Annotated in this window: 25 protein-coding genes; 7 read left to right on the forward strand and 18 right to left on the reverse strand. The window is 41.0% G+C overall.

What is annotated here, in order from left to right:
* Positions 1-90: 90 nt before the first annotated feature.
* The 4 genes from BLT94_RS17270 to BLT94_RS17285 all read right to left on the reverse strand — a co-directional run bounded on the left by BLT94_RS17270 (position 91) and on the right by BLT94_RS17285 (position 4,934).
* Positions 91-2,256, reverse strand: a complete 2,166-nt coding sequence (locus BLT94_RS17270) for a methyl-accepting chemotaxis protein (protein WP_245743164.1) — start codon at positions 2,254-2,256, stop codon at positions 91-93.
* 201 nt (positions 2,257-2,457) lie between these two features.
* Positions 2,458-2,955 carry a YaiI/YqxD family protein gene (locus BLT94_RS17275; RefSeq protein ID WP_245743165.1) on the reverse strand — a complete coding sequence of 166 codons (498 nt, stop codon included), beginning with the start codon at positions 2,953-2,955 and terminating at the stop codon, positions 2,458-2,460.
* Positions 2,956-2,962: 7 nt separating this feature from the next.
* Positions 2,963-3,451 (reverse strand): MarR family winged helix-turn-helix transcriptional regulator, encoded by a 489-nt coding sequence (locus BLT94_RS17280; RefSeq protein ID WP_232508030.1) that lies wholly within the window; start codon positions 3,449-3,451, stop codon positions 2,963-2,965.
* Between the two features lie 181 nt (positions 3,452-3,632).
* Positions 3,633-4,934 (reverse strand): KamA family radical SAM protein, encoded by a 1,302-nt coding sequence (locus BLT94_RS17285; protein WP_014955783.1) that lies wholly within the window; start codon positions 4,932-4,934, stop codon positions 3,633-3,635.
* Positions 4,935-5,271: 337 nt separating this feature from the next.
* Between BLT94_RS17285 and proC the strand changes: the two genes are divergently transcribed.
* Positions 5,272-6,129, forward strand: coding sequence for a pyrroline-5-carboxylate reductase (gene proC, locus BLT94_RS17290; protein ID WP_014955782.1), 858 nt, complete (start codon positions 5,272-5,274; stop codon positions 6,127-6,129).
* Positions 6,130-6,223: 94 nt separating this feature from the next.
* Here the strand turns inward: proC and BLT94_RS17295 are convergent, their stop codons facing one another.
* The 10 genes from BLT94_RS17295 to BLT94_RS17335 all read right to left on the reverse strand — a co-directional run bounded on the left by BLT94_RS17295 (position 6,224) and on the right by BLT94_RS17335 (position 15,011).
* Complete coding sequence (locus tag BLT94_RS17295) at positions 6,224-6,577, reverse strand: DVU0772 family protein (protein ID WP_014955781.1); 354 nt, start codon at positions 6,575-6,577, stop codon at positions 6,224-6,226.
* A gap of 279 nt (positions 6,578-6,856) precedes the next feature.
* The gene (gene rbr, locus BLT94_RS17300) at positions 6,857-7,432 is read right to left on the reverse strand and encodes a rubrerythrin (protein WP_014955780.1); all 576 of its coding nucleotides are present in this window, start codon (positions 7,430-7,432) and stop codon (positions 6,857-6,859) included.
* 14 nt (positions 7,433-7,446) lie between these two features.
* Complete coding sequence (locus BLT94_RS17305; RefSeq protein ID WP_092236834.1) at positions 7,447-7,638, reverse strand: ferredoxin; 192 nt, start codon at positions 7,636-7,638, stop codon at positions 7,447-7,449.
* A 61-nt stretch (positions 7,639-7,699) separates the two neighbouring features.
* Positions 7,700-9,844 carry an FAD-dependent oxidoreductase gene (locus BLT94_RS17310; protein WP_092236838.1) on the reverse strand — a complete coding sequence of 715 codons (2,145 nt, stop codon included), beginning with the start codon at positions 9,842-9,844 and terminating at the stop codon, positions 7,700-7,702.
* 45 nt (positions 9,845-9,889) lie between these two features.
* Positions 9,890-11,011 carry an NAD(P)/FAD-dependent oxidoreductase gene (locus BLT94_RS17315; RefSeq protein ID WP_092236841.1) on the reverse strand — a complete coding sequence of 374 codons (1,122 nt, stop codon included), beginning with the start codon at positions 11,009-11,011 and terminating at the stop codon, positions 9,890-9,892.
* 63 nt (positions 11,012-11,074) lie between these two features.
* Positions 11,075-11,905: a rhodanese-like domain-containing protein gene (locus BLT94_RS17320; protein WP_092236844.1), complete on the reverse strand. Its 831-nt coding sequence runs from the start codon at positions 11,903-11,905 to the stop codon at positions 11,075-11,077.
* Between the two features lie 62 nt (positions 11,906-11,967).
* Positions 11,968-12,147, reverse strand: coding sequence for a rubredoxin (locus BLT94_RS17325; RefSeq protein ID WP_014955775.1), 180 nt, complete (start codon positions 12,145-12,147; stop codon positions 11,968-11,970).
* Between the two features lie 358 nt (positions 12,148-12,505).
* Positions 12,506-12,688 (reverse strand): hypothetical protein, encoded by a 183-nt coding sequence (locus BLT94_RS17330; RefSeq protein WP_014955774.1) that lies wholly within the window; start codon positions 12,686-12,688, stop codon positions 12,506-12,508.
* A 35-nt stretch (positions 12,689-12,723) separates the two neighbouring features.
* Positions 12,724-12,888: a rubredoxin-like domain-containing protein gene (locus BLT94_RS22070; protein WP_014955773.1), complete on the reverse strand. Its 165-nt coding sequence runs from the start codon at positions 12,886-12,888 to the stop codon at positions 12,724-12,726.
* Between the two features lie 344 nt (positions 12,889-13,232).
* Positions 13,233-15,011, reverse strand: coding sequence for an aminopeptidase P family protein (locus tag BLT94_RS17335; RefSeq protein ID WP_092236846.1), 1,779 nt, complete (start codon positions 15,009-15,011; stop codon positions 13,233-13,235).
* Between the two features lie 254 nt (positions 15,012-15,265).
* Here BLT94_RS17335 and BLT94_RS17340 point away from each other — a divergent pair, with 254 nt between their 5' ends.
* The 6 genes from BLT94_RS17340 (at position 15,266) to BLT94_RS17365 (ending at position 21,420) form a co-directional block, all read left to right on the forward strand.
* Positions 15,266-16,408: a MalY/PatB family protein gene (locus BLT94_RS17340; RefSeq protein WP_092236849.1), complete on the forward strand. Its 1,143-nt coding sequence runs from the start codon at positions 15,266-15,268 to the stop codon at positions 16,406-16,408.
* Between the two features lie 151 nt (positions 16,409-16,559).
* The gene (locus BLT94_RS17345) at positions 16,560-17,750 is read left to right on the forward strand and encodes a branched-chain amino acid ABC transporter substrate-binding protein (RefSeq protein ID WP_092236852.1); all 1,191 of its coding nucleotides are present in this window, start codon (positions 16,560-16,562) and stop codon (positions 17,748-17,750) included.
* 40 nt (positions 17,751-17,790) lie between these two features.
* Positions 17,791-18,705, forward strand: a complete 915-nt coding sequence (locus BLT94_RS17350; RefSeq protein ID WP_014955769.1) for a branched-chain amino acid ABC transporter permease — start codon at positions 17,791-17,793, stop codon at positions 18,703-18,705.
* A 3-nt stretch (positions 18,706-18,708) separates the two neighbouring features.
* Positions 18,709-19,905 (forward strand): ABC transporter permease subunit, encoded by a 1,197-nt coding sequence (locus BLT94_RS17355; protein WP_092236854.1) that lies wholly within the window; start codon positions 18,709-18,711, stop codon positions 19,903-19,905.
* Between the two features lie 26 nt (positions 19,906-19,931).
* Positions 19,932-20,720 carry an ABC transporter ATP-binding protein gene (locus BLT94_RS17360; RefSeq protein ID WP_092236857.1) on the forward strand — a complete coding sequence of 263 codons (789 nt, stop codon included), beginning with the start codon at positions 19,932-19,934 and terminating at the stop codon, positions 20,718-20,720.
* The gene (locus BLT94_RS17365) at positions 20,713-21,420 is read left to right on the forward strand and encodes an ABC transporter ATP-binding protein (RefSeq protein ID WP_092236860.1); all 708 of its coding nucleotides are present in this window, start codon (positions 20,713-20,715) and stop codon (positions 21,418-21,420) included. The genes BLT94_RS17360 and BLT94_RS17365 overlap by 8 nt, the downstream gene beginning before the upstream one ends.
* Positions 21,421-21,577: 157 nt before the next feature.
* Here BLT94_RS17365 and BLT94_RS17370 read toward each other — a convergent pair whose 3' ends face one another.
* The 4 genes from BLT94_RS17370 to BLT94_RS17385 form a co-directional block, all read right to left on the reverse strand.
* Positions 21,578-22,804 (reverse strand): isocitrate dehydrogenase (NADP(+)), encoded by a 1,227-nt coding sequence (locus BLT94_RS17370; RefSeq protein WP_092236863.1) that lies wholly within the window; start codon positions 22,802-22,804, stop codon positions 21,578-21,580.
* Positions 22,805-22,977: 173 nt separating this feature from the next.
* Positions 22,978-23,418: a GNAT family N-acetyltransferase gene (locus tag BLT94_RS17375; RefSeq protein ID WP_139169059.1), complete on the reverse strand. Its 441-nt coding sequence runs from the start codon at positions 23,416-23,418 to the stop codon at positions 22,978-22,980.
* Between the two features lie 14 nt (positions 23,419-23,432).
* Complete coding sequence (locus BLT94_RS17380) at positions 23,433-23,618, reverse strand: DUF2080 family transposase-associated protein (RefSeq protein WP_014955763.1); 186 nt, start codon at positions 23,616-23,618, stop codon at positions 23,433-23,435.
* A 394-nt stretch (positions 23,619-24,012) separates the two neighbouring features.
* Entirely contained in the window at positions 24,013-24,915 is a 903-nt protein-coding gene (locus BLT94_RS17385) for a DMSO reductase (RefSeq protein WP_092236866.1), read from the reverse strand.
* Positions 24,916-24,925: the final 10 nt, after the last annotated feature.

The following is a 24,925-nucleotide window of genomic DNA, read 5'->3' on the forward strand; positions in this document are numbered from 1 at the left end:
TTAAGTTTGATCAATATGAGAATTTAAATAATAGTTTTGTAATTTTCAACACGGACAGTATATCTCTGTCCGTGTTGAGATTCCCGTCAATTAAAAATCTTTAAAATCCTGGTCATCATCAAAAGGAATTACCTGGTCGGGTTTAATTTCATTATTAGAATCTATCCGCCGTTTATTGCCTCTTGGATCATGAGATGTCGGCTGAGTATAAACAGGTTTTCCTGCTTCTTTTCTTGACGGCCTTTGATTTTTTTGTCCGGTAACAAGAACAATAAGCTCATCTACATAATCGTTCAGCTGCTCAGCCTGGGCACTCATCTCTTCAGATCCTGAAGCTGTCTCTTCAGCATTTGCAGCATTTTGCTGAACAATTTTATCCATCTCGGAAACAGCCTTATTTACTTGCTCAATACCGCCTGACTGTTCCCTGGAGGCTTCAGAAATTTCTGCAACCAGATCTCCTACCTTTGCAGTACTTCCGGCCACTTCTCCGAATGCCTCATTGGTCATAAAAACAAGCTGCGAACCATCTTCAACCTTTTTAACGGTTCCTTCGATTAATTCAGCCGTATTCCTTGCAGCAGCGGCAGATCTCATGGCAAGATTTCTGACTTCATCGGCCACCACAGCAAACCCTGCCCCTGCTTCTCCTGCACGAGCAGCTTCCACAGCAGCATTTAGCGCAAGCAGATTGGTCTGAAAAGCGATTTCATCTATTGTTTTTATGATTTTAGACGTTTCTTTACTTGCTTTTGAAATATCTTCCATGGACTGAATAAGCTTAGCCATTGAATCATTTGCAGTCGTTACCACAAGATTTGCTTCTTTCATTAACTTGTCTGCATGACCGGCGTTATCAGCATTTTTGCTGGTCATGGATGACATCTCTTCCATTGAAGAAGATGTCTCTTCTATAGCTGCCGCCTGCTGAGATGATCCGGATGCCAGGGACTGGCTTGCTGATGATACCTGATCTGATGCAGATGCAACCTGATTTGCTCCATCGCTAAGGCCTTCAATAATACGGTTGATCGGTTTTGTGACGGCGCGGGTAATGAAAAACGATAATAAAATTCCTATGAGAACTGCACCTGACCCAATGGAAATAGCAAGCTTTGCCATATTGCTTGCTTGACTTATTGTTGCCGATTCCTTTTCATTGCTCTCTTTTATCATTGCAGTATGCAAAGATTCTACTATGGGTTCAACCTTTTGAATCGCTTCAAGCATTTTTGCTGTCAACACAATATTTTCTCGTTTTTCTGCAACCAGACCCTCAAAGGCTATTTTGTATTGGTCTAAACTAGTTTTTACAGCATCAGCGTGTTTTTGTAAGATTTTGGAATTTGCCATGGCATTCAGCAAGTTGTTTATGGAAGCAATCGTATTTTTAAAATATTGTTCATCTTCACGAAGCAAATAATCCTTTTCATTTTTGCGTATATCTAAGACAAGTGCCTTTGCGTCGGGGAAAAAGACATCTTCTATGGCACTTTCCATCAGCGCTGCTTGAGATTTCATCACCCTATAGTATAAGCGCTGTGAGCCCTGATCAGCAAGAAATTGGTTAAAATTTTCCTCATATGAAGCGAGTGCATCTAATTGCGTTTGCTTTGAATTTTTTTCGCAGGAGCTTTCTTTCAACAACTTTTTATAGGTGTTCATGCTTATAATCAATTTTTGCTTATATCGATCATTCTTTGCACGGATATAGTCTTTTTCAGATTCTCTCATACGAAGAAAAGCGATATTAAGATCATCAATCTGATATTCTCTGACGTCTTCGGCAAGGATCTGGGCGGCTTCTGTGAATTGCCCCTGCAGGCCTGATGTATGATTAAGGCCCTGAATTTCCCATGAGGCGACCAGATTTTTAAAATGATCATGATAAGCCTTTGCATTATCGATAATCAACAAAGCCTGATCGGCTATTTTCGGCTTATTCTGATCTTCACCCAATTTTTTTATTTCTGCGGCTTTCCGGGTTATTTGATGAATGTTTTCAGCCAGCCTTTCAACATATTTTTTATCTAACCGGATTAAAAAATCTTTTTCATTTCGCCGACATTCCAGCATCAATGCCTCTATCTCACCTGAAAGACCTTTAATTGCCATTTCCTGATGCAAAAGATTTTGAAATTTGGAAGATGTGGTTGACACTACAAACTGATAAAGCCCCATTACAATTAATAGCAGCCCCAAAACAAGGCCAAAGCCACCACTGATTTTTAAACCAAGCTTCATATTTTGAAACATTCATTATCTCCTCGTATCATCAAGAATTAATTCCTCAATTATTTTTTTTATCAATGAGATATCTTTGTAGCTTAATGCTGTGTCGATATCCAGCAAAATTATTAATAGATAAAAGAAAGGAGCTTGTTTTTTGTCAAGAAAAGTATGAAAAAAACTTCAGGCGATAAACCCATACAGGCTGGTTGAGATGTATCATTTGGCTCAGGAGCCGACTGTTTTTAGCAATAGTTTATCCAGGTTTGCAGCAAACAGGTTCCGATTTTTCTGTGTGAGTGCTGGTGGGCCACCAGTTTCAATACCACTTGATCGAAGAGTCTCTTTGAAATCTCTCATCAAAAGAACTCCACGAATGGTATCCTTGGAATACAACTCTCCCCGTGGATTAAGTGCGTGCCCTCTTTTTTCCAATACCTTGGCTGCCAAAGGGATATCACTTGTAATTACAATGTCGTCAGGGCGTACCCTGTTTACGATTTCATTGTCTGCTTCATCAAATCCCGGCACCACTTGAATCAGTGTAATCCATTTTGAACGTGGAATATACATCTGCTGATTTGCGACAAGTGTCAAAAAAATTCCAACCCGCTGGGCGGCTTTAAACAAAATATTTTTTATCACCACAGGGCATGCATCTGCATCAACCCATATCCTTCTATGCCCCATCAATTCACCCCAAGCTGAAATGAATGGGGTTGACATAAAATTTTCATGAAGAAATCTTTACAGGAACAGAGGCAATAATAGAAGAGGATTTGATTTTTTCAGCAGACATCATGTCCACAATTCTGTTCATGGAACTTAAGATCATCAATTGTTCCCACTCCTCCAAATGTGTAAAAGAATCCGCAAATGTTTCCTGAAGAGGTGGAGGTGCAAGATCAAGGATATGTCGACATTTTTCAGAGAGCGTAATCATAACACAACGTTTATCCAGATCACTGCGCCTTTTGATGATCAAAGACTTTTTTTCCAGTCTGTGTATGATATCGGTTACGGTTCCCTGACTCAAACTGACCTTTCGTGCCAGTTCGGAAACAGCCATTTCTCCGTTTAACAATTCTTGAAGAATGATCAGCTGAGGACCAGTCAAACCAAAATTTTTGTCCAGGCGTTTTGAATGCATGTCAATTGCCTGTGTAATTTTTCTTAATAAAACCAGAAGTTCCCTGCAACGTATATTTTTAAGCTGATCCAATTTTATATCCTTATTTTTTTCCATCCTTTTAAATTGACACTTTTTCTCTTATTTGATTGATAATCATCTTAAAAGCAACAACTTTTTATACTTCAAGGAGCTCAGCTCAGCTCAGCTTAATGCAATCATTGAGGATGATTACTCCTCATACAAACTTCTGCAGGCAGTTATTCAAATCACCCTAATCAACTGATTTGAATTCATCACGCTCAAAAAAGAAAGATGTTTCTCCAAAAGCCGGTTTTAATTCATTAATCCAGCAGGCATTTTCATCATATTCAGCAAAAAACGGTTTTTTCACCCAGTCAGGAGACCTGCCCTGTATCAAAGACATTGCAATGTACTTTTTACCGTTAATATCAGGTATGCCATCGATTTTAATCTTTCCGGGAAGTGCTGACATACTAGGCCCCCTTACAGTTCTTGCAAGACCGCTCACACGACTGAACGCCTTTCTGAAAATGTCATATGCCTTGATCAAAGGGATGGAAAAAAATATGTGAGATCCGGTATCCCTGGGAATAAACATATAATAGGGGATGATTCCAAGATTCACCTGATCAATCCACATTTTTTCCCAGATATCAGATGAGTCATTTACATTTTTTAGAACCGGCGACTGGGATCTGATAACGGCACCTGTCTGTTGGATGCGTTTTACCGCCTCACGAAAAGCATCGGTGGACATCTCCCTGTAATGATTAATATGCGCCATTATGGAAAGATGAAGACCGGAATCAGTAATTTTTCTGAAAAGTTCCAGTATTTTTTCAGAATCATTATCCGTCAGATACCGGTAAGGCCAGTAAGAAAGCGATTTGGTCCCGATCCGGATTGTTCTGAGATTGGAAGGCCCTGATTCAAGCAAAGCATTAATATAAACCTCCAGCCTGCCTGCACTCATAGTCATGGGGTCACCTCCGGTGAAAAGGACATCCGTGATTTCAGGATGATGTTTCAGGTATTCAATAAAAATGTCCGACTGTTTCAATGCTATTTTATGCCCACTCATTCCGGTAAACTGTGGCCACCTGAAACAAAAGGTACAATAAGCATGACATGTCTGACCCTGGGCCGGAAACACAAGCATGGTTTCCTTGTATTTGTGCTGGATTCCACTGACTTTATTTCCGGCAAGCACCGGTACGTTAAAATCAAGCTGACCTGCCGGGTGGGGATTAAGTCCCTGCCGGATTTCATCGACTGTCCTATCAATTGTACCCGTGTCTGCACCGGATTCTAACAATCCTGAGACAAGTTCGAAATGTTCCGGCTCCAGCAGCCTTTTTTGAGGAAAATTAATGGCAAACAATGGGTCCTTGTCATAGTTATCCCAATCAATGAGTTCATCAACCACATAATTATTCGTTTTAAAGGGCAAAACCCTGCCAACGACATTCATATCAAATGAAGCCGTTTCAGGCAAAGATTTCAATTTTGAAATCTTTTGATAATTCTTGAGTGTATAGGGCCTATATTGCATAAAAGAAAATCTCCCTATTATTTAGATTGTATCCAAAGTAATTTAAACTATTATGCCAACAAATTAATTTGGAGTCAATGCTTTTCAAAAAACATCTTATCTTTAATTAAAAGCATTATAAGCTGATATAAAAATTTTAACGGCAAATTATCATTCCTACACAAATCATTCTTTAACACACACATTCACGATTCAATTCTTAAATGGCAAAAAAATTTAACTTTTCCAATTGCATTGCGAATTGAAAATCAACACAATTTATCTTGACTATATTGTTTTTAACATCTTATTATAAAAGTTTCATTTTTAATCAATCATATGAAGGAGTACAGTCATTATGCTGCAGGAAAAAAAAATAGGATTTATCGGAAGCGGGAATATGGGCGAAGCATTAATCAGCGGCTTAGTTCTTTCCAAGGCAGCAAAACCTGAAAATATTATATGTTCAGACGTTGCAGAAGACCGTTTAAAAGAACTCCAAACAAAATACAAGGTCGTAACAACCACGGACAATATTGAAGTGGTAAAAAAGTCTGAAATCATCGTCTATGCCACAAAACCTCAGATTTTAGGATTGGTCTTAAAAGAGACCGCATCCGCTCTTGACACATCAAAACTGATCATTTCCATTGCCGCCGGTGTTCCATTGGCCGCCATTGCATCAGGGCTTAAAAAGGAACTTCGGCTGATCCGGGTCATGCCCAATATCTGCGCCTTTGTCAAAGAGAGCGCCACTGCAATTGCCGCCGGTGAATACGCCACAAAAGAAGACATAGCACTTGCACGGGCTATTTTTGATTCTGTCGGAAAAACCGTCTTTATCCAGGAAAACATCCTCATGGATGCTTTTACAGGATTAAGCGGCAGCGGCCCTGCCTATATTTTTACAATTGTTGATGCCATGGCAGACGCTGGTGTCAAAATGGGATTATCAAGAAAAGATTCCCTGTTCTTATCAACTCAGACAGTGCTTGGGGCTGCAAAGCTCCTGCTTGAATCCAAAGAACACCCGGGGCAACTCAAAGACAGGGTTTTATCTCCCGGCGGCACAGCCGTTGTGGGCATACACACCCTGGAGCAGGGAGGGCTTAGAACCACCATGATCAATGCTGTGGAAGCTGCTGCAAAAAGGTCAAAAGAGCTGGGAGATATGATGGTAAAAGAATTTATAAAAAACAATAAAAAAGACTGCTGAAAATCATTCGGGACAAAAACACATCTTATATGGTGTTTTTGTCCCGAACTTTTTTTGCAATTAAAAACTCCAAGACAAGTATTATAATAACTGCCTAAACGTCAAGCTCCTTTTTGAGCCAATCCCTTACATTTCCATCAACCGCATATACCCCCTTATACTTGCCGATTCCATTCATAAATTCTTTTTCAAGATTTTGGGGCAGCTTGAAAGTTCCCAGTTCTTCGGAATCAAACCCCCGCCGTCTGACCAAGGTTAAAATCGGTATTTTTTTCCATGTATTAATGACGAAATAGACGGTTTCATTACTATTGTCCCGTGAATTATAATAGGCCTGTGATCTTAACGGCCCCCACTCAAGATGAAGCGCAATGGCCTCTTCCGGTGTCATGTCCCAGTCTACGGAATTGATCAGATCATAATTTTTTTTTATATCATTAAGACTCATCGTCGCCTCCAATTAGTGTTTTAGTTAATCCACTGTTTCAGGACTACTTTTATAAAATCACTTTTATAAAACCAATTCGACATACTACAACAACATAATATAGTTAATAGCAAATTTCGTGCCTGCACACGACAGAATCATAAGACGGCTTTAAACACAGGAATTATAACCATTGGCAAGAATAGAAAATCAAAGATATAAAATAATTGGCACAAAAAATGAGACACACCTGGCGATACAAAAACGTATCACCAAGTGTGTTGGTTACAGCTTAGCAGTTTACCAGTTTTCACACAGCAACTCAAAAAAGCCTGCCGGTTTTACACAGGCAGGGCATTTTCTGGGTGCTGCTTTTCCAGTGTGAATATATCCACAGCTCAGGCAACGCCAGACTCTTTCGTCGTCTTTTTTAATCACCCTGTCCGTTGCAATATTCCCGGCCAGTTCAAGGTAGAGCTTTTCATGATGCTTTTCAGCAACAATAATATTAACAAACGTATCTTTTGCCCTTTCAAAGCCTTCATCTTCAGCAATTTTAGCAAATTTGGCATACATATCCTCACTGACATACTTTTCCAATGCTGCCGCTGAAAGAAGATTGGCATATGTATCCTTGATAACACCGGTGGGAAAGGTCCATTTGATCTCAAGCTCACCCCCGTTAAAAAATTTAAAAAACCGCAGGGCATGTTCAAATTCCTGATTCGCTGTTTCATCAAATATCTTTGCTATCTGGATATACCCTTCATCCCGGGCTTTGTTTGCAAAAAAATCATACCTTGTTCTTGCCTGGGTCTCTGCTGCAAAAGAGGTATGAAGATTAATTGCTGTCTGACTTTCCCTGAATTTAACCATGGGCACCTTCTTTTTTATTCTTCAATAATAATGGCATCTGCACCGCATTCATCTGCTGCACGGCGAACGATCTCTTCAAGATGTTTTGGAATATCATCTATTTTAATCGTAGATTTTAATTGATCTTCATCATATTCAAAAACTTCAGGACAAAGATTGTTGCAGTTTCTGTCACCCATGCACTGTTTTGTAATGGTTACTTTCATCTTAAATTTTCCTCCTTTTAAAAAATTAATTTAACTTAACCTTAACTTAACAACCCACACCTTACTTGCGCACCCAGGCGTGGTATTTTGCGACCCATGCAAGTAATTTTTTAGGTGCATGGGTTTTCTTCCATAAACCTGCTGCATACTTGTTGGCTTCTGCCATGGTAGGATAAATATGGATGGTCCCAAGAATTTTATTCAATCCTATTCCATGCTTCATTGCCAATACAAACTCGGAAATCACGTCTGCTGCATGATGCCCCACAATGGTGACCCCCAATATTCTGTCCTTTCCCGGCACGGTCAAAACCTTTACAAACCCATGGTCTTCAGAATCTGCAATGGCCCGGTCAAGATCACCAAGGCCGTATTTGGCCATTTCATAATCAATGCCGGCAAGGTTTGCATCTGTCTCATTTATTCCCACCCTTGCCACTTCAGGATCAGTGAAAGTAGCCCAGGGGATGATACTGTAATCCACTCTGAATTTTTTAAATCCGCCAAACAGGGCGTTCACAGAAGCATACCATGATTCATGAGCTGCTGTGTGGGTAAACTGATACCGACCATGAACATCTCCACAGCAATAAATATTGGGAAAATTGGTCTGCAAAAATTCATTGGTTTTAATTGATTGATTGCCTTTCAACTCAATCCCCAGCTCTTCAAGGCCAACCCCCTTAACATCAGGAACCCTTCCAAGAGCGATCAATATTTCGTCAAATGGTATTTTTATCTCTTTTCCATCATGGTCACAGACAAGTTTTTTCTCCTCCCCCAAAACATCAATAGCTCTGGCTGAATGATTCAAAAAAAGTGTTATACCCTCTGCCTGAAACCGGTCCAAAATAATCTGAGCCGCGTCCGGGTCTTCCTTTTTCATTATCCGGCCGCTTCTCTGTACAAGTGTCACATTTGATCCCAGTCTTGAAAAACCCTGGGCCAGCTCACACCCAATAGGTCCGGCACCCAGCACCAGCAGTTTTTTCGGCAGGGTCCTGATATCCCAGATTGTATCCGAAGTCAGATAGTTTATCTTTTCCAGGCCCGGCAGGTCCGGCACCATAGGGTTTGCACCGGTTGCGACAATAATATTTTTCGTGGTGAATATTTTATCATTCACACAAACTTCAAACGGGGATATGATTTTTGCTTTACCATGAATACAATCCACACCCAGCCCGGTATACCGCTCAACCGAATCATGAGGTTCCACTTTTTTAATAACAGATTGAACCCGCTCCATGACCCTTGCAAAATCAAACTCTACCGAGGCCTTGTCAAACCCGTACTCTTCTGCTCTTTTGACACGGGAAAGAAGTTTTGCACCGGCAAGCAAAGCCTTGCTGGGGACACACCCGGTATTGAGACAATCTCCCCCCATTTGATGGGCTTCAATCAAGGCTACCTTTGCCTTGACAGCTGCTGCGATATAGGAGGCCACAAGCCCGGCAGAGCCTGCACCTATGACAACCAGGTTATACTCATATTTTTTTGGCTTTATAAATTTTGAAAAAACTTTCCTCTGCCTAACTGCCGATATAAAGCGTCTGGCAATAATCGGAAAAATACCCAACAAAACAAAGGAAAAAATAAGTTTTAACGATAAAATTCCACCAGCTGATTCTATTTTTGCCAAATGGGTTCCGGCATTCACATAGACAATGGTTCCTGCCAGCATTCCCACCTGGGACACAATATAAAACACACTGGTGCGAAGAGCCGTTAATCCCATGACCAGGTTGATCACAAAAAAAGGAAACACCGGCACAAGCCTTAAGGCAAACAGGTAAAATCCACCCTCTTTTTCCATCCCCTTGTTAATGGCATCAAGGTTTGATGAAAATCGATGCTGAACCCAGTCTTTGAACATATACCTGGAAAATAAAAATGCCAGGGTTGCACCTGTGGTGCTGGCAAAAGAGACCAGAACAGTTCCGTAAACCAGACCGAATAAAGCACCTCCTGCAAGGGTCATAACGGCAGCACCCGGAAGGGACAATGCCGCCATTAGAATATAGACTGCCATGTACATAACCATGGTTAAAGCTTTATGCTGACGGTAATAGCCCTCAAAGAAATCCAATTGACTTTTCAGGTTGACGAACGAAAAATACCGGTCCAAATCAAACAAAAAAAACAGGACAATTACACCTGCGATGACCATCAACAGTATAATTTTCACTCCCAAACTTTTTTTCATCCGTCATCTTCCCTTTTCAGCGTTTAACGGCAACAATCAAAATATCTATGCCACCTTTTCAATGGCTTGAAATTTCTTCATGAATTTGCGGTCAATATAGTCTTTAATTATGAATGCAATTTTCCCGCCAAACACGAACTTATTTTTCTTTAATACACCCTGGCCTCCACCGATGTTGAAAATCAACAGATAATCAGGCCCCGGATCAAAAGCCTTAAGTTCATCGCCTTCCAGGGCAGCCATCAGATTGTGCATCAGGATAGGATTCTGCCGAACCGCATAAACCCCGACCTTATCCAAAGGCTGATCCTCAAAATAGATACAATCTCCGCCTCCAAATATTTCAGGATAATCTGTTGACTGAAGATATTGATTCACCAGAAGTCCTTTATCCGGCCCCACAGGCAGACCAGATGCCTCAAATATAGTTGAAGGCTTAACCCCCATCGCTATAAAAAGAAAATCTGTTGAAAGTGTGTCTCCGGATTCAAAATAAATTGTATCTGGTTGAATCTGTTTTACATACCCTGTTTCATGAATTTGAACCCCTCTTTTTTCAAGCGAGGAAATAATTTTCAATCTCACGTTCCCGGGAAACCGTGACATGAATTTTTTACCGGCAAAAATATGAATATCAGGCATATGCCGGTTTGTTTTTTTTGCCAGCTGCCATACATTGCCTGCAACTTCGGCAGATGAAGGGCCGCCACCGACAATGCTGATATTTATTTTTTTTTGTGCAAACAGGGCTTTGAGATTATCTGCCGCCTCCATCAATTTTTCAATGGGCTTAACCGGGTAGATATGATCATTATTTTCAAACGCTTCCGGCATGGGAACATAACTGCCCGCATTAAAGGAGATTACGTCATAGGCAACTTTCTGCCCTGTATGTGTGTAAACCTGTTTTTTTTCAGGATCAATCCGGACAACTTTATCTTTTACAAAAACACCCCCCTGTTTTTGAACCACCTCTTTGGTGGCAAACCGGATATCCTCAGGGCTATAAGTTCCGCCCAGCATCCCAGGCCCCATACCCGAATAATAGTGATAAATCGAAGGCCCTATAACGGTTACGTTCACCCCCTTTTCAACAAATTTGCCGATATTTTCAAGGATCATCATGTGCGCATGACCTCCTCCGACAAGCACAAGATTTTTGCTCAAATTAATTCTCCTTTTATGAATTTCAGATTACATGTGACCTTCAGGTTACGTGTGACCTTCAGGTTAAAGAGCATCCATGAGTTTACCCAGGCTTGCCAGATGAACTTTTTCTTCATTGGCAATTTTATTAACAATTGCTTTTGATTCCTTGTTTTCAATTTTTAAAGCAACTCTCTGATACAGATCCAGGGCCTGGGCCTCGATTGACATGGCAAGGGAAATTACTTCAATTTCAGAATCAAGATCAGGCTTGAAAAGATCAAGATATTCTTTTGTCGTCATACCACCTTCCAAAGCCTTGGCTTCAACCATTGTTTCAAACTTATCCTTACTCACTTTCTCTGCACTGATCTCATTATATGCCTTATAAATAGACAGCTGATGTTTCACTTCGATTTCAGATAATTTGCCAAAAAGATCTTTCACCTGTTTCTTTTTTGCTTGTTTTTCCATGGTATTATAAAATTCGCATAACCCCTGCTCAAGAGAATATGCCACTTTTAACACATCCAGAGGCTCTTCTTTGCCACTGAAAAGATCCATTCCAAGATCCTGGTGGCCAATTGCGGTTTTCGCCTGCCAGGCCTTTATCCCGCCTGACACATTAAATACGCTTTTAAACCCCTTTCCGGCAAGCATCTGCGCAGCAACACGGCTGCGCCCTCCTACTGCTCAATAAACCAGGGTGGGACGCTCGGGGTCAAGCTCACCCAGCCGGTCCGACAGCTGGGGCAAAGGAATAAGGACGGCACCCGGAATATGGCTATCCTGGTATTCCGATGGCTGCCTTACATCCAGTATGGTCATCTGTTCTCCCGGATGTTGAGAAATATAATTTTCCGTCTCTTTAAAGTCTAACGATTTAGCAGGTGTAAAAAACTGCATCCATTTCATATCAAATCCTCTTTTTAAATTTCATATCAATATTAAAACCGTCTATTCTTTATACCCTTAACTTAACCAAGCGATTTTAATGACTTGGTACTTGCACCGCACACAGGACATCTCCAGCTATCCGGAAGATCCTCAAATTTTGTTCCCTTTGCAATCTTTCCTTTTCTGTCTCCTTTATCAGGATTATAAAGATAACCGCAATTCACTGTTTGACATTGGTATATATCCTTGGGTTCAGCCACTTTGAATTCCTTTCTTCCTTCACATATTTAAAGTCATTTCTTTTTGAAAACCATTTCAGCTTCAATACTTTTCACATTTAACTTCCTCACGAATATTGCCCTCTTTGTATCAATCAAGAGAAACTCTTGTATCATGCCACAACAATACAAACCTGTCTCAAAGCCATCCACACACCAGACATCATAATAAAGATTGGAGCAATACAATACCCAGGTCAAAGGAGTGATTCAATTTTTTCTTGCGAAAGCATACGATTTAACCGGCACAAAACAATCATTAAAATCAAAGGCATGGGATGTTATCCCATGCCGCATATGTTTTATTGCCCAGTGATACGCTTTGGTATTGGTGATCTGTTCACTCATCCGCATTTGTATCTTCTTGAACATCCGCATCCATAATCATCATGCACTCATGACATTCAAGTTCGATATTGGGCACATCTCCATACCGTTTTTTAATTTCCTCTTCAGACAGGTGAGACACCCCTGAACATCCGCACTGGGGACAAGACGTTTTTATTCTGTATTTTTTTGTCATAACAACCTCCCGGCATTCGATTTATTCTGTTTTTTTCAATCCTCTCCCTTGATTTGAGGATCATTTGGCTTTCCTTCGCAATCCGGCGTATAGCAGGAATTATCAACAAAGGAACAATCGCTCTTGCAGGACGGGCACTCTTCGGGAGGGGTATCTGCTTCAAGTGTATACCCACATTTACTACATAACCAGCTGACCATTATTTTTCTCCTTTTTTTAAACAAACTATTTTTGACTGATTGATAATTTTCACATCTGTTCTGATGTTATTCTTATCAAAACTTTTCTATCAGACAATCAGATAAACGATCAAACATATAGACAACCAAAAAACGTGCCAAATCAATCAAAAATCAAAAACGGGTTTCTGCACAAAAAATTTCATCAAATCATTTGATTCCATAGCAAGACCAGCCACAAAGGAAACGAATACAGGTGACTGCATAATGAAAATGAACATGAAAAGCAAAGAAGATAATACTTTTTATACCACAAAAATTCCCTCAGCTACAATAAATTACTCCGGGCCTGATCTTTTTTTCATTTAAATCAGCCGGGTTTTTTCCTTGAACCATGATGCCACATCCTTATCCAGTTCAGGGGACAGCTTTTCATATATCATGGTGTGATATGAATTGATCCAGTCTTTTTCCTCGCCTGACAGCATATCTGTGTCAATCAAATTATTTTCAAAATGACAATATGTCAGGTTTTCAAATTTCATAAATGTTCCAAACTCATTTTCAAAGGCCTGATCCACAAGAATCATGTTTTCCAAACGGATACCATAACCGCCCTCCCTGTAGACACCCGGTTCATTGGTCAGCACCATACCTTTTTCAAGTTTCACATCAACCGGATGGGGACTGATCCTTGCCGGGCCTTCATGAACACACAAAAAGAACCCCACGCCATGCCCTGTACCATGACCAAAATCCATTCCCTGTTTCCATAAATACTGCCTTGCCAGCGTATCAATCTGGAACCCTCTGGTTCCTTTGGGAAAAAGTGCTGTTGCCACGGCAATATGGCCTTTGAGAACCAGGGTGTAATCTGTTATTTCCTTTTTTGACGGTTCACCCCGAAAAACAGTCCGGGTAATATCGGTTGTACCGGTAAAATAATTACCACCTGAATCAAATAAAAACATACCATTGCTGCCAATGACAACATCAGATTCTTTTGTTGCCGAATAATGGCACATGGCTGAATGGTCCCGGTAAGCAATGATCGGATCAAAACTGTTATCCACAAACAAATGCTGGTCTTTTCGAAACCCATACAATATATCTGCAACAGATTGTTCGGTTATTTGTGCATTCTCACCCTGCTGGGCAAGCCAGAAAAGAAAATTGACAACCGCCACCCCGTCTTTTACTGCAGTGTGTCTCAAATGAGCAATTTGTGTCTCATTTTTAACAGCCTTGAGCGCAATGGCCGGATTGGGCTTTTCAATAATCCTGCAATTTTTATTAATAGACTTATACAGTCTGTAATTGGTATTTTCAGGATCAATTAAAATTGTTTGCTGATCTTGAATTTGCGATAATGCAATGGTAATGCTTTCATATTCAGCAAGGTGAACACCATCATGTTTCAACTCCTGTTCAAGCGCAGCACTTATTTTTTTCTTGTTGACAAACAAAGACACCTTGTCAGATCCAATCAATAAAAACGCAATATTTACAGGATTTGTATGAACATCTTTTCCCCTAAGATTCAAGGTCCAGGCAATATCATCAAGGGTTGCCGTCAAATGGTAGCCTGCACCCAGGGTATCCATCCGGTTCCGAATTTGCCTGATTTTATCCTGTCTGTTTTCTCCGGCATATTTTTCCGAAAGACAAAAGGCCTGTGACATTGGCATGGCAGGCCTGTTAGTCCATAGTTCCCTTATAATATCCATTTTTGTATCCAGCAAAAGGCCTTTGGCTTTAAATTTTTTTTCATACTTTTTCACATTAGCTGTGCTGAAAACGTTCCCATCCATACCAATGGTATCTTTTGGCTTGAGCGTATCAATCAGCCAGTTTTGAAAGGTCGGAACATCCGGCTCTCCCGCTTTATACAGCTTGAACCGTGATCCTGCGATCTGTTGTTCAGCCTGGATATAGTATCTGAAATCCGTCCACAAACCAGCATGATCAAGTGTTATGACAGCCGTTCCGGCAGAGCCTGAAAATCCGGTAAGCCACTGTCTTGCCTGCCAGTGTTCGGCAACATATTCACTCTGATGTGGATCATCGCTTGGAACAACAATTGCGGCAAAATTTTTATCTTTCATCCATTGCCGGATCATATCTAATTTTTCATTTGTATTCATTATTTAACCTTTATTTAACATTGGTTTATCGCAACAAAAAAATAGGGAAATGGCAATTTGTTGAGCTTGATCAACAACAAATCCATAAAGCAAACTCCAGGTCAGCATACAATAGTTTAAATTTTTCTCCCAATTGTTTTTTACACCCTCAAAAAAAACTCAGGCAATTCTTACAAACCGTTCCTTTTATTTCCATTTTTTCGTGTTAATATGAACTGTTTCAATCACTGAATTTAAAGGAGCCTGATAAATAGATGAACTGCAATTTTGATGAAATAATTGACCGAACCTGTACGTCTTCTTTGAAATATGAAAAATACAAAGACACGGATATCCTGCCCATGTGGGTGGCGGACATGGATTTTAAAGTCCCGACCCCTGTTTTAAAAACCCTTCAACAAAGCATTGAACATGGAATTTTGGGATATACGATTGTTCCCGACGAACTCAACTGTGCAGTTATAAAACGATTAAAATCCCTCTATGACTGGAAAGTTGAAAAAGAGTGGATCATATGGATTCCAGGTGTTGTCAGCGCATTGAACAATTCTTGCAAAACCATTGGCAAACCACAAGATCAGATTGTCACCACAACACCTATATACCCGCCGTTTTTAGATGCCCCTGGAAACTGCGAAAAAAAACTTGTCACTGTTCCAATGGTGGAGATAAAACAGCGGGCAACCCTTGATTTTGATGCCCTTGAAAACAAATTCAAAAAAAACACCAGCCTGTTTATGTTCTGTAGCCCGTATAACCCATGCGGAACTGTTTTTACACGACAGGAAATCAACAAGCTTGTGGAGCTTTGCACTGCAAATGATGTTGTCATCTGTTCAGATGAAATCCACAGTGATTTTGTTCTGGACAATGACAAGCACCATCTGCCCACTGCATCAATATCACAAACCGCCGCCCAACAAACCATCACCTTGATGGCACCTTCCAAAACCTATAATATTCCGGGTCTTGGCTGTTCTTTTGCCATCATCCCGGATGAACGGTTAAGACAAAAATTCACATCAGGATTACAAGGCCTGATTCCCCATGTAAATCTATTGGGCCTTTTCGCGGCAACAGCCGCGTATAAAGATTGTGATGACTGGCTCTTTCAATTGATTGCCTACCTGAGAAAAAACCGGGACATTGTTCAAACCAGGATCAATAAAATGAAAGGGTGCAAACTCAACCCCATTGAATCCACCTACCTTGCCTGGATTGATGTCAGGCAGACAGGGCTTGAAGATCCTGTCCGTTTTTTTGAACAGGCAGGTGTGGGACTGTCCGACGGCCGTTTTTTTGGACAAAAAGGGTTTGTACGCCTCAATTTCGGATGTCCGAAATCTGTGCTTGAAAAAGGGTTAAACAGAATGGAAACCGCCTTAAATAAACTGTGACGGCAAAAATCAAAAAACCGTTAGCCGCTCCAAACATTACGGCATAAAATTCCTTGACTATGAAAAGCCTTCTTTTTATAGTCAAAAGAATGGGGTTAAATTGTAACTATGCTGTCCGAAACAAACATTTCATACTAAAGGGGAATTAACGATGAAAAAACATTCTTTAAGCTTAGTAATATTATCATGCATTTTTCTGCTTTTTTCTTGTGGCGAAAAACCCACGGATGAATCAGAAACCATTCCAAAACTCAAACAGGAAAATAAAACGCCCATACAAAAAGCTGAAAAACAATCTGATGAATCAATCAAGCTGGGTGTTGCAGGCGCACACAGCGGAGATCTTGCATCCTATGGGCTGCCTACGGTAAATGCCGCAAGGCTGGTTGTAAACAAAATAAATCAAAATGGCGGAGTTCTTGGCAAACAGGTTGAACTTTTAGTGGAAGATGACGTGTGTAAGCCTGAAGTTGCCGGCAATACGGCCACAAAACTTATTTCAGACGGAGTTGACGTTGTGCTTGGCCATATCTGCAGCGGCGCAACCAAATCCGCCATGGGAATTTACAAAGATGCCGGCATTATTGCCATGTCCCCTTCCGCCACAAATCCTGATTTAACCTTGTCAGGTGAATACCCCAATTTTTTAAGAACCATTGCCCACGATGCTGTTCAGGCAAAACTTCAGGTAAAGTTTGCAACCGAGGTTCTTAAGGTTAAAAAAATTGTCATACTCCATGACAAGGGAGATTATGGAAAAGGACAGGCCGAGCTTGCACAAAAATATTTTACAGCAGCAGGTATTGAAGTGGCTCTTTTCGAAGGCGTAACACCAGGTGCTGTGGACTATTCAGCCATTGTCATGAAAGTCAGGCGGATCAAACCCGAACTTGTTGTATGGGGCGGTTATCATCCTGAAGCATCCAAAATAGTAACACTTATGCGCAAGAAAAAAATGGACACTCTTTTCATGGGTTCAGATGGTATAAAAGACGATACCTTTATCAAAGTTGCAGGCAAATATGCCGAAGGCGTTTTTGCCACAGGCCCCATGGATGTTTCCGGCAATGAACTTGCCATTGCGGCAAAAAAAGAACATCAAAACGTTTATGGAACCGATCCCGGCGCATTTTTTGATGCCGCATATGCAGCAACCCTTGCCTTGCTCAACGCTATTGAAAAAGCAGGAGACACAGATTACGATGCCGTCATGAAAGCCCTTAAATCAGAGTATGTTGAAACACCCCTTGGAAAAATCAGCTTTGATAAAAATGGTGATGCAACAGGCATAGGCTTTTCTGTCTACCGGATACAAGACGGTGCATTTGTCGAACAAAAATAATGGTGAGCAAAAATAATGTCGAACAAGCAAAGCAGGTAATATGGATTTTGACTATTTTTCATACCTTTTTTTTGGCGGACTGACCAGAGGCAGCATCTATGCCCTGATCGCCCTGGGCTATACCATGGTATACGGCATCATACAGCTTATCAATTTTGCCCATGGTGAAATCTACATGATCGGTGCCTTTACGGGCCTGATTGTGGCAAGCGTCCTGACAATGATGGGAATGCCAAGCCTGGCTGTTATTATCGTTGCTGCCGCAGCATCCATCATATATGCCAGTGCCTACGGTTTCACCATTGAAAAAATTGCTTATAAACCACTGAGGGATGCAAATGCGCCGCGTCTTTCCGCACTGATCAGTGCCATTGGAATGTCGCTTTTCCTCCAGAACTATGTCCTTTTGGCCCAGACATCAGACTTTCTGCCGTTTCCAAGCCTGATTCCCGATTTTAAATTCTGGGAACCTTATTCACATATCTGGACATCGGCTGAACTTGTTATTTTTATTACAACGGTTATTGTAATGATCTTTCTCACCTTTCTCATCAAATTCACGAAAATCGGTAAAGCCATGCGTGCCACATCCCAGGACAAAACAATGGCATCGCTTCTTGGAATAAATGTAAACAAAGTGATCACCTTCACATTTGTTGTGGGTTCTGCCACTGCCGCAATCGGAGGTCTTTTAATTGCGTCCCACATCGGACAGATCAATTTTTACATGGGATTTATTGCAGGCATCAAGGCATTTGTTGCAGCAGTTCTCGGAGGCATCGGCTCCATACCGGGAGCTGTTCTTGGCTCATTGGTTTTAGGATGGACGGAAAGCTTTTTTACAGGCTATATCTCAAGTGATTACGAGGATGTGTTTGCGTTTTTGTTTCTTGTCGGCATCCTGATACTGAGACCTTCGGGAATCCTGGGCAAATCCGAGACACAGAAAGTATAGATTATGACAATAAAAAGTGAAATAAAAAAATCAATTCTGGCAGCACTGTGGTTCATGTTTCTGACATTTCCAATCATGGTGATCCGGGTCAATACGGTTGAAAATATTGTTCAGTGGCGCTGGATAAATATGGCCTTTGTTGGGGCGGGCTCTTTTTTTTTCAGCATGCTCTGGCGATATATGATCAAACAAAAATCCATGAAAGCAAAAAAAGATGCTATTGATAAACTCTCTTTTGTTCAAAAAATTTCCCAGAAAAAAAAGATCTTTATTCCCTTGATGATACTGCTGGGATGTTTCATCCTTGCCTTCCCCCATCTGTTCTCCATGTACCAGACCAATATCATGATTTCAGCCTTGATCTATGTGATGCTTGGACTAGGCCTTAACATTGTTATCGGTCTTGCAGGACTTTTAGACCTTGGATATGTCGCTTTTTTTGCTGTGGGAGCATACTCCTATGCCCTGCTCAACTATCACTACGGCCTTATATTCTGGATTGCCCTGCCCTTAGGCGGAATTCTTGCTCTGATCTTTGGCGTAATACTGGGTTACCCTGTATTAAGACTCAGGGGGGACTACCTTGCCATTGTAACCCTGGGATTTGGAGAAATCATTCGCCTTGTTCTTGAAAACTGGAATGATTTCTCCTTTGGCCCCAGCGGCATTTCAAATATTCCAAAGCCCCCTCTTTTCGGCGTTGACCTTTCCCTTTCAGGATCAATCATTTATTTATACTACATCATTGTGGGGCTGGTCATCTTTACCATATTTGTGATCAACCGACTTGAAAATTCACGAATCGGAAGAGCCTGGATTGCCCTTAAAGACGATGAAATAGCTTGCCAGGCAATGGGAATCGACAAGGCAAAAACAAAACTAAGAGCGTTTGGACTAGGGGCCATGTGGGCCGGGATGGGAGGTGTAATTTTTGCCGCAAAAACAACTTTTATCAATCCTGCCAGTTTTACCATATGGGAGTCGGTAATTATACTGTGTACGGTTGTGCTTGGCGGCATGGGTTCCATCACCGGTGTGATTTCAGGAGCGCTTCTTCTCATTTTGCTACCTGAATATTTAAGGGCATTTGCAGAATTCAGAATGATCATATTTGGTGCGGTTCTTGTTCTCATGATGGTTTTCAGGCCCGAAGGAATCATAAAAAATGTGCGCAAAACATACAAATTTCAAAAAACATAACTCTTTTCACCCATTAAAGTGTTTAAATGAAACCTATTCTTGAAGTAAAAAACATGACCATGGCCTTTGGCGGCTTACGGGCCCTTGACAGCCTTGATATTTGTATTCACGCAGGGCAGATTGCAGCTCTTATCGGTCCCAATGGTGCAGGTAAAACAACATTTTTTAACTGTATTACAGGTATTTACAAACCCACAAAGGGGGATATTCTTATCTTTCCCAAAGGAAAGCAAGAGAGGATAAACGGGCTTAAACCCAATATTGTTACCCAAAAAGGGCTGGCCAGAACCTTTCAGAATATTCGTCTCTTTGAGTCCATGACGGTTCTTGAAAATGTCATGATCGGATGCCACCCCATTACAAAAACAGGTGTACTGGGTGCAATATTCCGGGGCAAAGCTACAAAAGCGGAAGAAAAATTCATTGTTGAAAAAGCCTATTCCATACTTGAAAAAATAGGCATTGAAATGTATGTGAATGAACTGGCCACAAATCTTCCCTATGGTGCCCAGCGTCGCCTTGAAATTGCCAGGGCAATGGCTACAAACCCCTTTCTTCTGCTCCTTGATGAACCTGCAGCCGGCATGAATCCCCAGGAGACAAAAAGCCTGGATGATCTTATCATAAAGCTCCGGGATGAGGAGAACATCTCAATCCTCCTTATTGAACATGACATGAAACTTGTCATGAGCCTGTCTGACAATATTCATGTGGTGGATTACGGCAAAAAAATTGCCGAAGGCACCCCTGAAGAGATAAAGTCGAACCCGGAAGTAATCAAAGCCTATCTTGGAGATGAATCCTACGATGCTTAAACTCAGCAATATCCATACATATTATGGAAATATTCATGCCCTCAAAGGGATTGATCTTGAGGTAAAAGAAGGGGAAATAATATCCCTTATAGGAGCCAATGGAGCGGGAAAATCCACCGCCTTGATGACAACCAGCGGCATTGTTCCGGCCAAACGCGGCAGCATAGAGTTTAAAGGCCTTGATATCACAGCAATGCCGCCCGAAGAAATTGTCAAAATGGGAATCTGTCAGGTTCCCGAAGGCCGAAGAATTTTTCCTTACCTCACGGTTGCTGAAAATCTTGACATGGGTGCTTTTTTACGCAATGACACAAACAACATCACAAAAGATCTGGACTATGTTTACACGCTGTTTCCCATCCTGGCTGAAAGAAAAAACCAGGCAGGCGGAACCTTAAGCGGAGGCGAACAGCAAATGCTTGCCATATCAAGGGCATTGATGTCACGGCCCACAGTACTCCTGTTGGATGAACCTTCCCTTGGTCTGGCCCCCCTGATCGTCAAACAGATTTTTAGTATTATTAAAAAAATAAATGAAGAACAGAATACCACTATTTTTATTGTTGAACAAAATGCAAACCTTGCTCTGAAAACAGCCAACCGGGGGTATGTAATGGAAAACGGTGTGATTACATTAACCGATACGGGAACAAATCTTCTTGCCAACGAAGATGTTAAAAAGGCATATCTGGGCATATAGATGTGTAAACATATGTTTAAGGCTGCTGAATCCCCAAACCAAGAGGTTCAAGCAGCCATTTTATATGCAACGGCAAAAAGTATTCCGCTTTCGACCCGCACTCCCAAGCATTAAAGCGTTTGTCAGGCTGGTCTGAATTATTAATTTATAAAACCTGTTATTCCTGTTTTTTTGATAAATTATCGGCGATTGCGTCCAGAAATTCCCGGGTGTTGAGATAGTGGCTTTTATCAAGATTTTTACCATGAATAGTCAGTGCCAGATCCTTGGTCATCTTACCGCTTTCAACAGTATCTATACAGACCTGCTCAAGGGTGTTGCAAAAATCAATCAATGCCTGATTTTTATCCAGTTTTCCCCGGAAAGCAAGACCTCTTGTCCATGCAAAAATCGAAGCAATGGGATTGGTCGACGTTGGGTTTCCTTTCTGGTGTTCCCTGAAATGGCGTGTAACCGTACCATGGGCAGCCTCGGCTTCCATTGTATTTCCGTCCGGGGTAACCAGGCAGGAGGTCATAAGCCCCAGAGAGCCAAATCCCTGAGCCAGGGTATCTGACTGAACATCCCCGTCATAATTTTTACATGCCCATACAAAGGCTCCTTCCCATTTCAAAGCGGCAGCCACCATATCATCAATCAACCTGTGTTCATAGCCAATGGACAGTTCATCCATTTTTTGTTTATAGTGTTCCTGGTAAACCTGCTCAAAAATATCTTTAAACCTGCCATCGTATTTTTTTAGAATGGTATTTTTTGTGGAAAGATACAGGGGCCATTTTTTATTGATGGCCTGATTAAAACATGAATGGGCAAAACCAAAAATAGATTCATCAGTATTGTACATGCCCATGGCAACCCCGCCGCCGTCAAAGTCATAAACCTCAAACACTTCTGGGTCTGAACCGTCCGCAGGAGTGAATGTCAGCTCAAGTTTGCCTTTTTTTTTCACAACAAAATCCGTGGCCCTGTATTGATCTCCAAAAGCATGGCGGCCGATACAAATAGGATATTTCCAGGTGGTAACAAGTCTTGGAATGTTTTTTACCACAATGGGTTCCCTGAAAACCGTTCCGCCCAGGATATTCCGGATAGTGCCATTGGGAGAACGGTACATCTCTTTGAGGCCAAATTCTTCAACACGGGCTTCATCAGGTGTAATGGTCGCGCATTTAATCCCCACTCCAACCTTTTTTACGGCATTGGCAGCATCAACCGTCACCTGATCAAGGGTATCATCCCGGTTCACAATACCCAGATCATAATAAACGGTTTCCAATTCCAGATAGGGGAAAATAAGCTTATCCTTGATTTCTTTCCAGATGATCCGTGTCATTTCATCCCCGTCCAAATCAACGACTGGATTTTCTACAATTATTTTTTCCATTGTCATATCCTTATTAAATATATTTTCCATGAAACGCAAAGTTTCACATCCGGAATAACGCCCATGACAGATTGAACTGCCACAACAAAAATTGAAAACCTCTGTATGAATTTTTTAAGACTTTCATATAAAAACTTTCATGGCCTGATCTGGTCTTCAAATAATTCTTTTTTTTACATTTTCTTTTTGAGGTTGATAAAATTACTTCTCTCAAATCCAAGCTTTTTAAAAAAAGAAAGCACATCTGTAGAATCCCAGAGGACAGAGGAGTATATAGCTTTAATCCCCTTATCTTTGCATATATCACAAATTTTTCCTGCAAGTTTTAACCCAATGCCCTGCCCCATATAATCAGGATGAACGCCAACATCCATAATCCAGGCACTCTTTTTAATCCCAAACCCAGCGTAAAGGGCGGTACTTAGAATATATCCCACCACATTCCCGTTAATTTCAGCTACCAGACTAAATTTACTGGCTCCTTCCGATATCTGTCTCTCAATAGTTTTTTTATAATTTACTTGTGTATCATCATCAGAGATAGCCTTGCGTATATATTGAATTGCCTCTGAATCATTAAAGGTTATTTGTCTTATTTTGACTGTGTTTTCCACAAGATCCTCCATTATTATTCTACTTTTATGATCTTCACAGTATGCCCTACCCAGTTCGGCGGAAGATAAATTCTACCGCTGTTACCGCTGGATTTCACTTCTTTCTCAATCATTTCCTCTCCATAAACCTCAAATTTCACCTTGGTCTGTGATGGGAATTGACTTTCTTCAGCTTTGTCTTTTTTTTCTTTATCAGCCATATAACTTCCTATTTTGCAAAAAAAGGTTTGATACCGGTTTTTTGATTCAGAGTCAATTTTTTTTGTGTAAAGCACCTTATATTTATACGGTTTTATATCGTTCCCACACGAATTATTCCTGAGTTTAATCATGAATAGCTTAATTTCAACTGTTATATAGCCATATTATAAATATTTTACGAATTTTTCAACATCAAAGTGACATTTTCTACTATTCGTCCTTAAAAACAAAAAAAAAGGGCAGGAAAAAATCATGTTCTTTCCCACCCCTTTTTGAACCATTATATTTAGAACTGAGGATTGGCTTATCACCCGAACAGACAAGACTTTAAGTTTATTATGTGTATTATAATAACAAGTCTTAAGCAGAATTCAGGCTATTAAATCCTGAGTCCTAAATCAAAGGCTTATAAACTGCACTTTTCATTATAACATACCGCATGGCAAGGTCGCCTGCAAAAACACAGGCCAACCTCAAGAAAATCAAAACTCCATTGGTATCCCCACCCCACATGATCAGGGTGAAAATAAGCGGAAGAACAATGCCAAGCCCAACCACACCAACAAGAGAGATCTTTAGCATTTCGCCGCTCACCTGCATTTTAACGGATGCCTTACCGATTTCATTGCTGTGATAGGTTCCCCAGACATACAGCAGTATGCACAAGAAATAAGCAAAGAAAAACACCTCAGCCCAGACTTCCATTCCAGATGCAAGCGCAGCAGATCCGGAAATGGCAAACATGAACTGCAAGAGTTGCTGACCAATCCATACCCCGGATATGATGGATAAAGGCAGCACCATATTTGAACTCCAGGCCGGCAAAGCCCTGATGACATTCATGGTGGCAAATCCATGGGAAATAATTAAAAGGCACACAATTCCCATAATAAAGTTAAAAACAATATTAAAACTGCCGGTCAGCATCTGTAGAAACCCTAATACTGCAAAGACTCCTATAACCCAAATTCCACGGGACAACTCGGACGTATTGGGTTTCATGAGCATTCGCCAGGCCCTAAAGGGATTTCCCAGGTAGAGGACATGAATAATGCCGCCAAGAATCAGGGTAATCAGCCAGCCTATGATCAATCCTGCAGTATTCTCATAAAACAGAGAGACAAAATAAAGGCCTGCTCCGATCTCTGAGAAAAAGAAAGCCAGCCAGAGAAAAATACCTTTATCATCAATCCATTGCTGCTGGCGGGTAGGGTTTACCATCCACTCATAAGGCTTGAGTCCGCTGCCGTCAGGAGGAAACATTATTTGTTCAAGTTCGTGAATTTGCTTACTCATGTTATATTCC

It is taken from the genome of Desulfobacula phenolica (genome assembly GCF_900105645.1).
GTDB lineage: Bacteria > Desulfobacterota > Desulfobacteria > Desulfobacterales > Desulfobacteraceae > Desulfobacula > Desulfobacula toluolica.

Bases quoted from the DNA above. Each gene is read 5' to 3' on its own strand.
- BLT94_RS17270 (WP_245743164.1), bottom strand. From the start codon at position 2,256: ATGTTTCAAAATATGAAGCTTGGTTTAAAAATCAGTGGTGGCTTTGGC.
- BLT94_RS17275 (WP_245743165.1), bottom strand. From the start codon at position 2,955: ATGTCAACCCCATTCATTTCAGCTTGGGGTGAATTGATGGGGCATAGA.
- BLT94_RS17285 (WP_014955783.1), bottom strand. From the start codon at position 4,934: ATGCAATATAGGCCCTATACACTCAAGAATTATCAAAAGATTTCAAAA.
- proC (WP_014955782.1), top strand. From the start codon at position 5,272: ATGCTGCAGGAAAAAAAAATAGGATTTATCGGAAGCGGGAATATGGGC.
- BLT94_RS17295 (WP_014955781.1), bottom strand. From the start codon at position 6,577: ATGAGTCTTAATGATATAAAAAAAAATTATGATCTGATCAATTCCGTA.
- rbr (WP_014955780.1), bottom strand. From the start codon at position 7,432: ATGGTTAAATTCAGGGAAAGTCAGACAGCAATTAATCTTCATACCTCT.
- BLT94_RS17305 (WP_092236834.1), bottom strand. From the start codon at position 7,638: ATGAAAGTAACCATTACAAAACAGTGCATGGGTGACAGAAACTGCAAC.
- BLT94_RS17310 (WP_092236838.1), bottom strand. From the start codon at position 9,844: ATGAAAAAAAGTTTGGGAGTGAAAATTATACTGTTGATGGTCATCGCA.
- BLT94_RS17330 (WP_014955774.1), bottom strand. From the start codon at position 12,688: ATGACAAAAAAATACAGAATAAAAACGTCTTGTCCCCAGTGCGGATGT.
- BLT94_RS22070 (WP_014955773.1), bottom strand. From the start codon at position 12,888: ATGGTCAGCTGGTTATGTAGTAAATGTGGGTATACACTTGAAGCAGAT.
- BLT94_RS17335 (WP_092236846.1), bottom strand. From the start codon at position 15,011: ATGAATACAAATGAAAAATTAGATATGATCCGGCAATGGATGAAAGAT.
- BLT94_RS17340 (WP_092236849.1), top strand. From the start codon at position 15,266: ATGAACTGCAATTTTGATGAAATAATTGACCGAACCTGTACGTCTTCT.
- BLT94_RS17345 (WP_092236852.1), top strand. From the start codon at position 16,560: ATGAAAAAACATTCTTTAAGCTTAGTAATATTATCATGCATTTTTCTG.
- BLT94_RS17350 (WP_014955769.1), top strand. From the start codon at position 17,791: ATGGATTTTGACTATTTTTCATACCTTTTTTTTGGCGGACTGACCAGA.
- BLT94_RS17355 (WP_092236854.1), top strand. From the start codon at position 18,709: ATGACAATAAAAAGTGAAATAAAAAAATCAATTCTGGCAGCACTGTGG.
- BLT94_RS17360 (WP_092236857.1), top strand. From the start codon at position 19,932: ATGAAACCTATTCTTGAAGTAAAAAACATGACCATGGCCTTTGGCGGC.
- BLT94_RS17365 (WP_092236860.1), top strand. From the start codon at position 20,713: ATGCTTAAACTCAGCAATATCCATACATATTATGGAAATATTCATGCC.
- BLT94_RS17370 (WP_092236863.1), bottom strand. From the start codon at position 22,804: ATGGAAAAAATAATTGTAGAAAATCCAGTCGTTGATTTGGACGGGGAT.
- BLT94_RS17380 (WP_014955763.1), bottom strand. From the start codon at position 23,618: ATGGCTGATAAAGAAAAAAAAGACAAAGCTGAAGAAAGTCAATTCCCA.
- BLT94_RS17385 (WP_092236866.1), bottom strand. From the start codon at position 24,915: ATGAGTAAGCAAATTCACGAACTTGAACAAATAATGTTTCCTCCTGAC.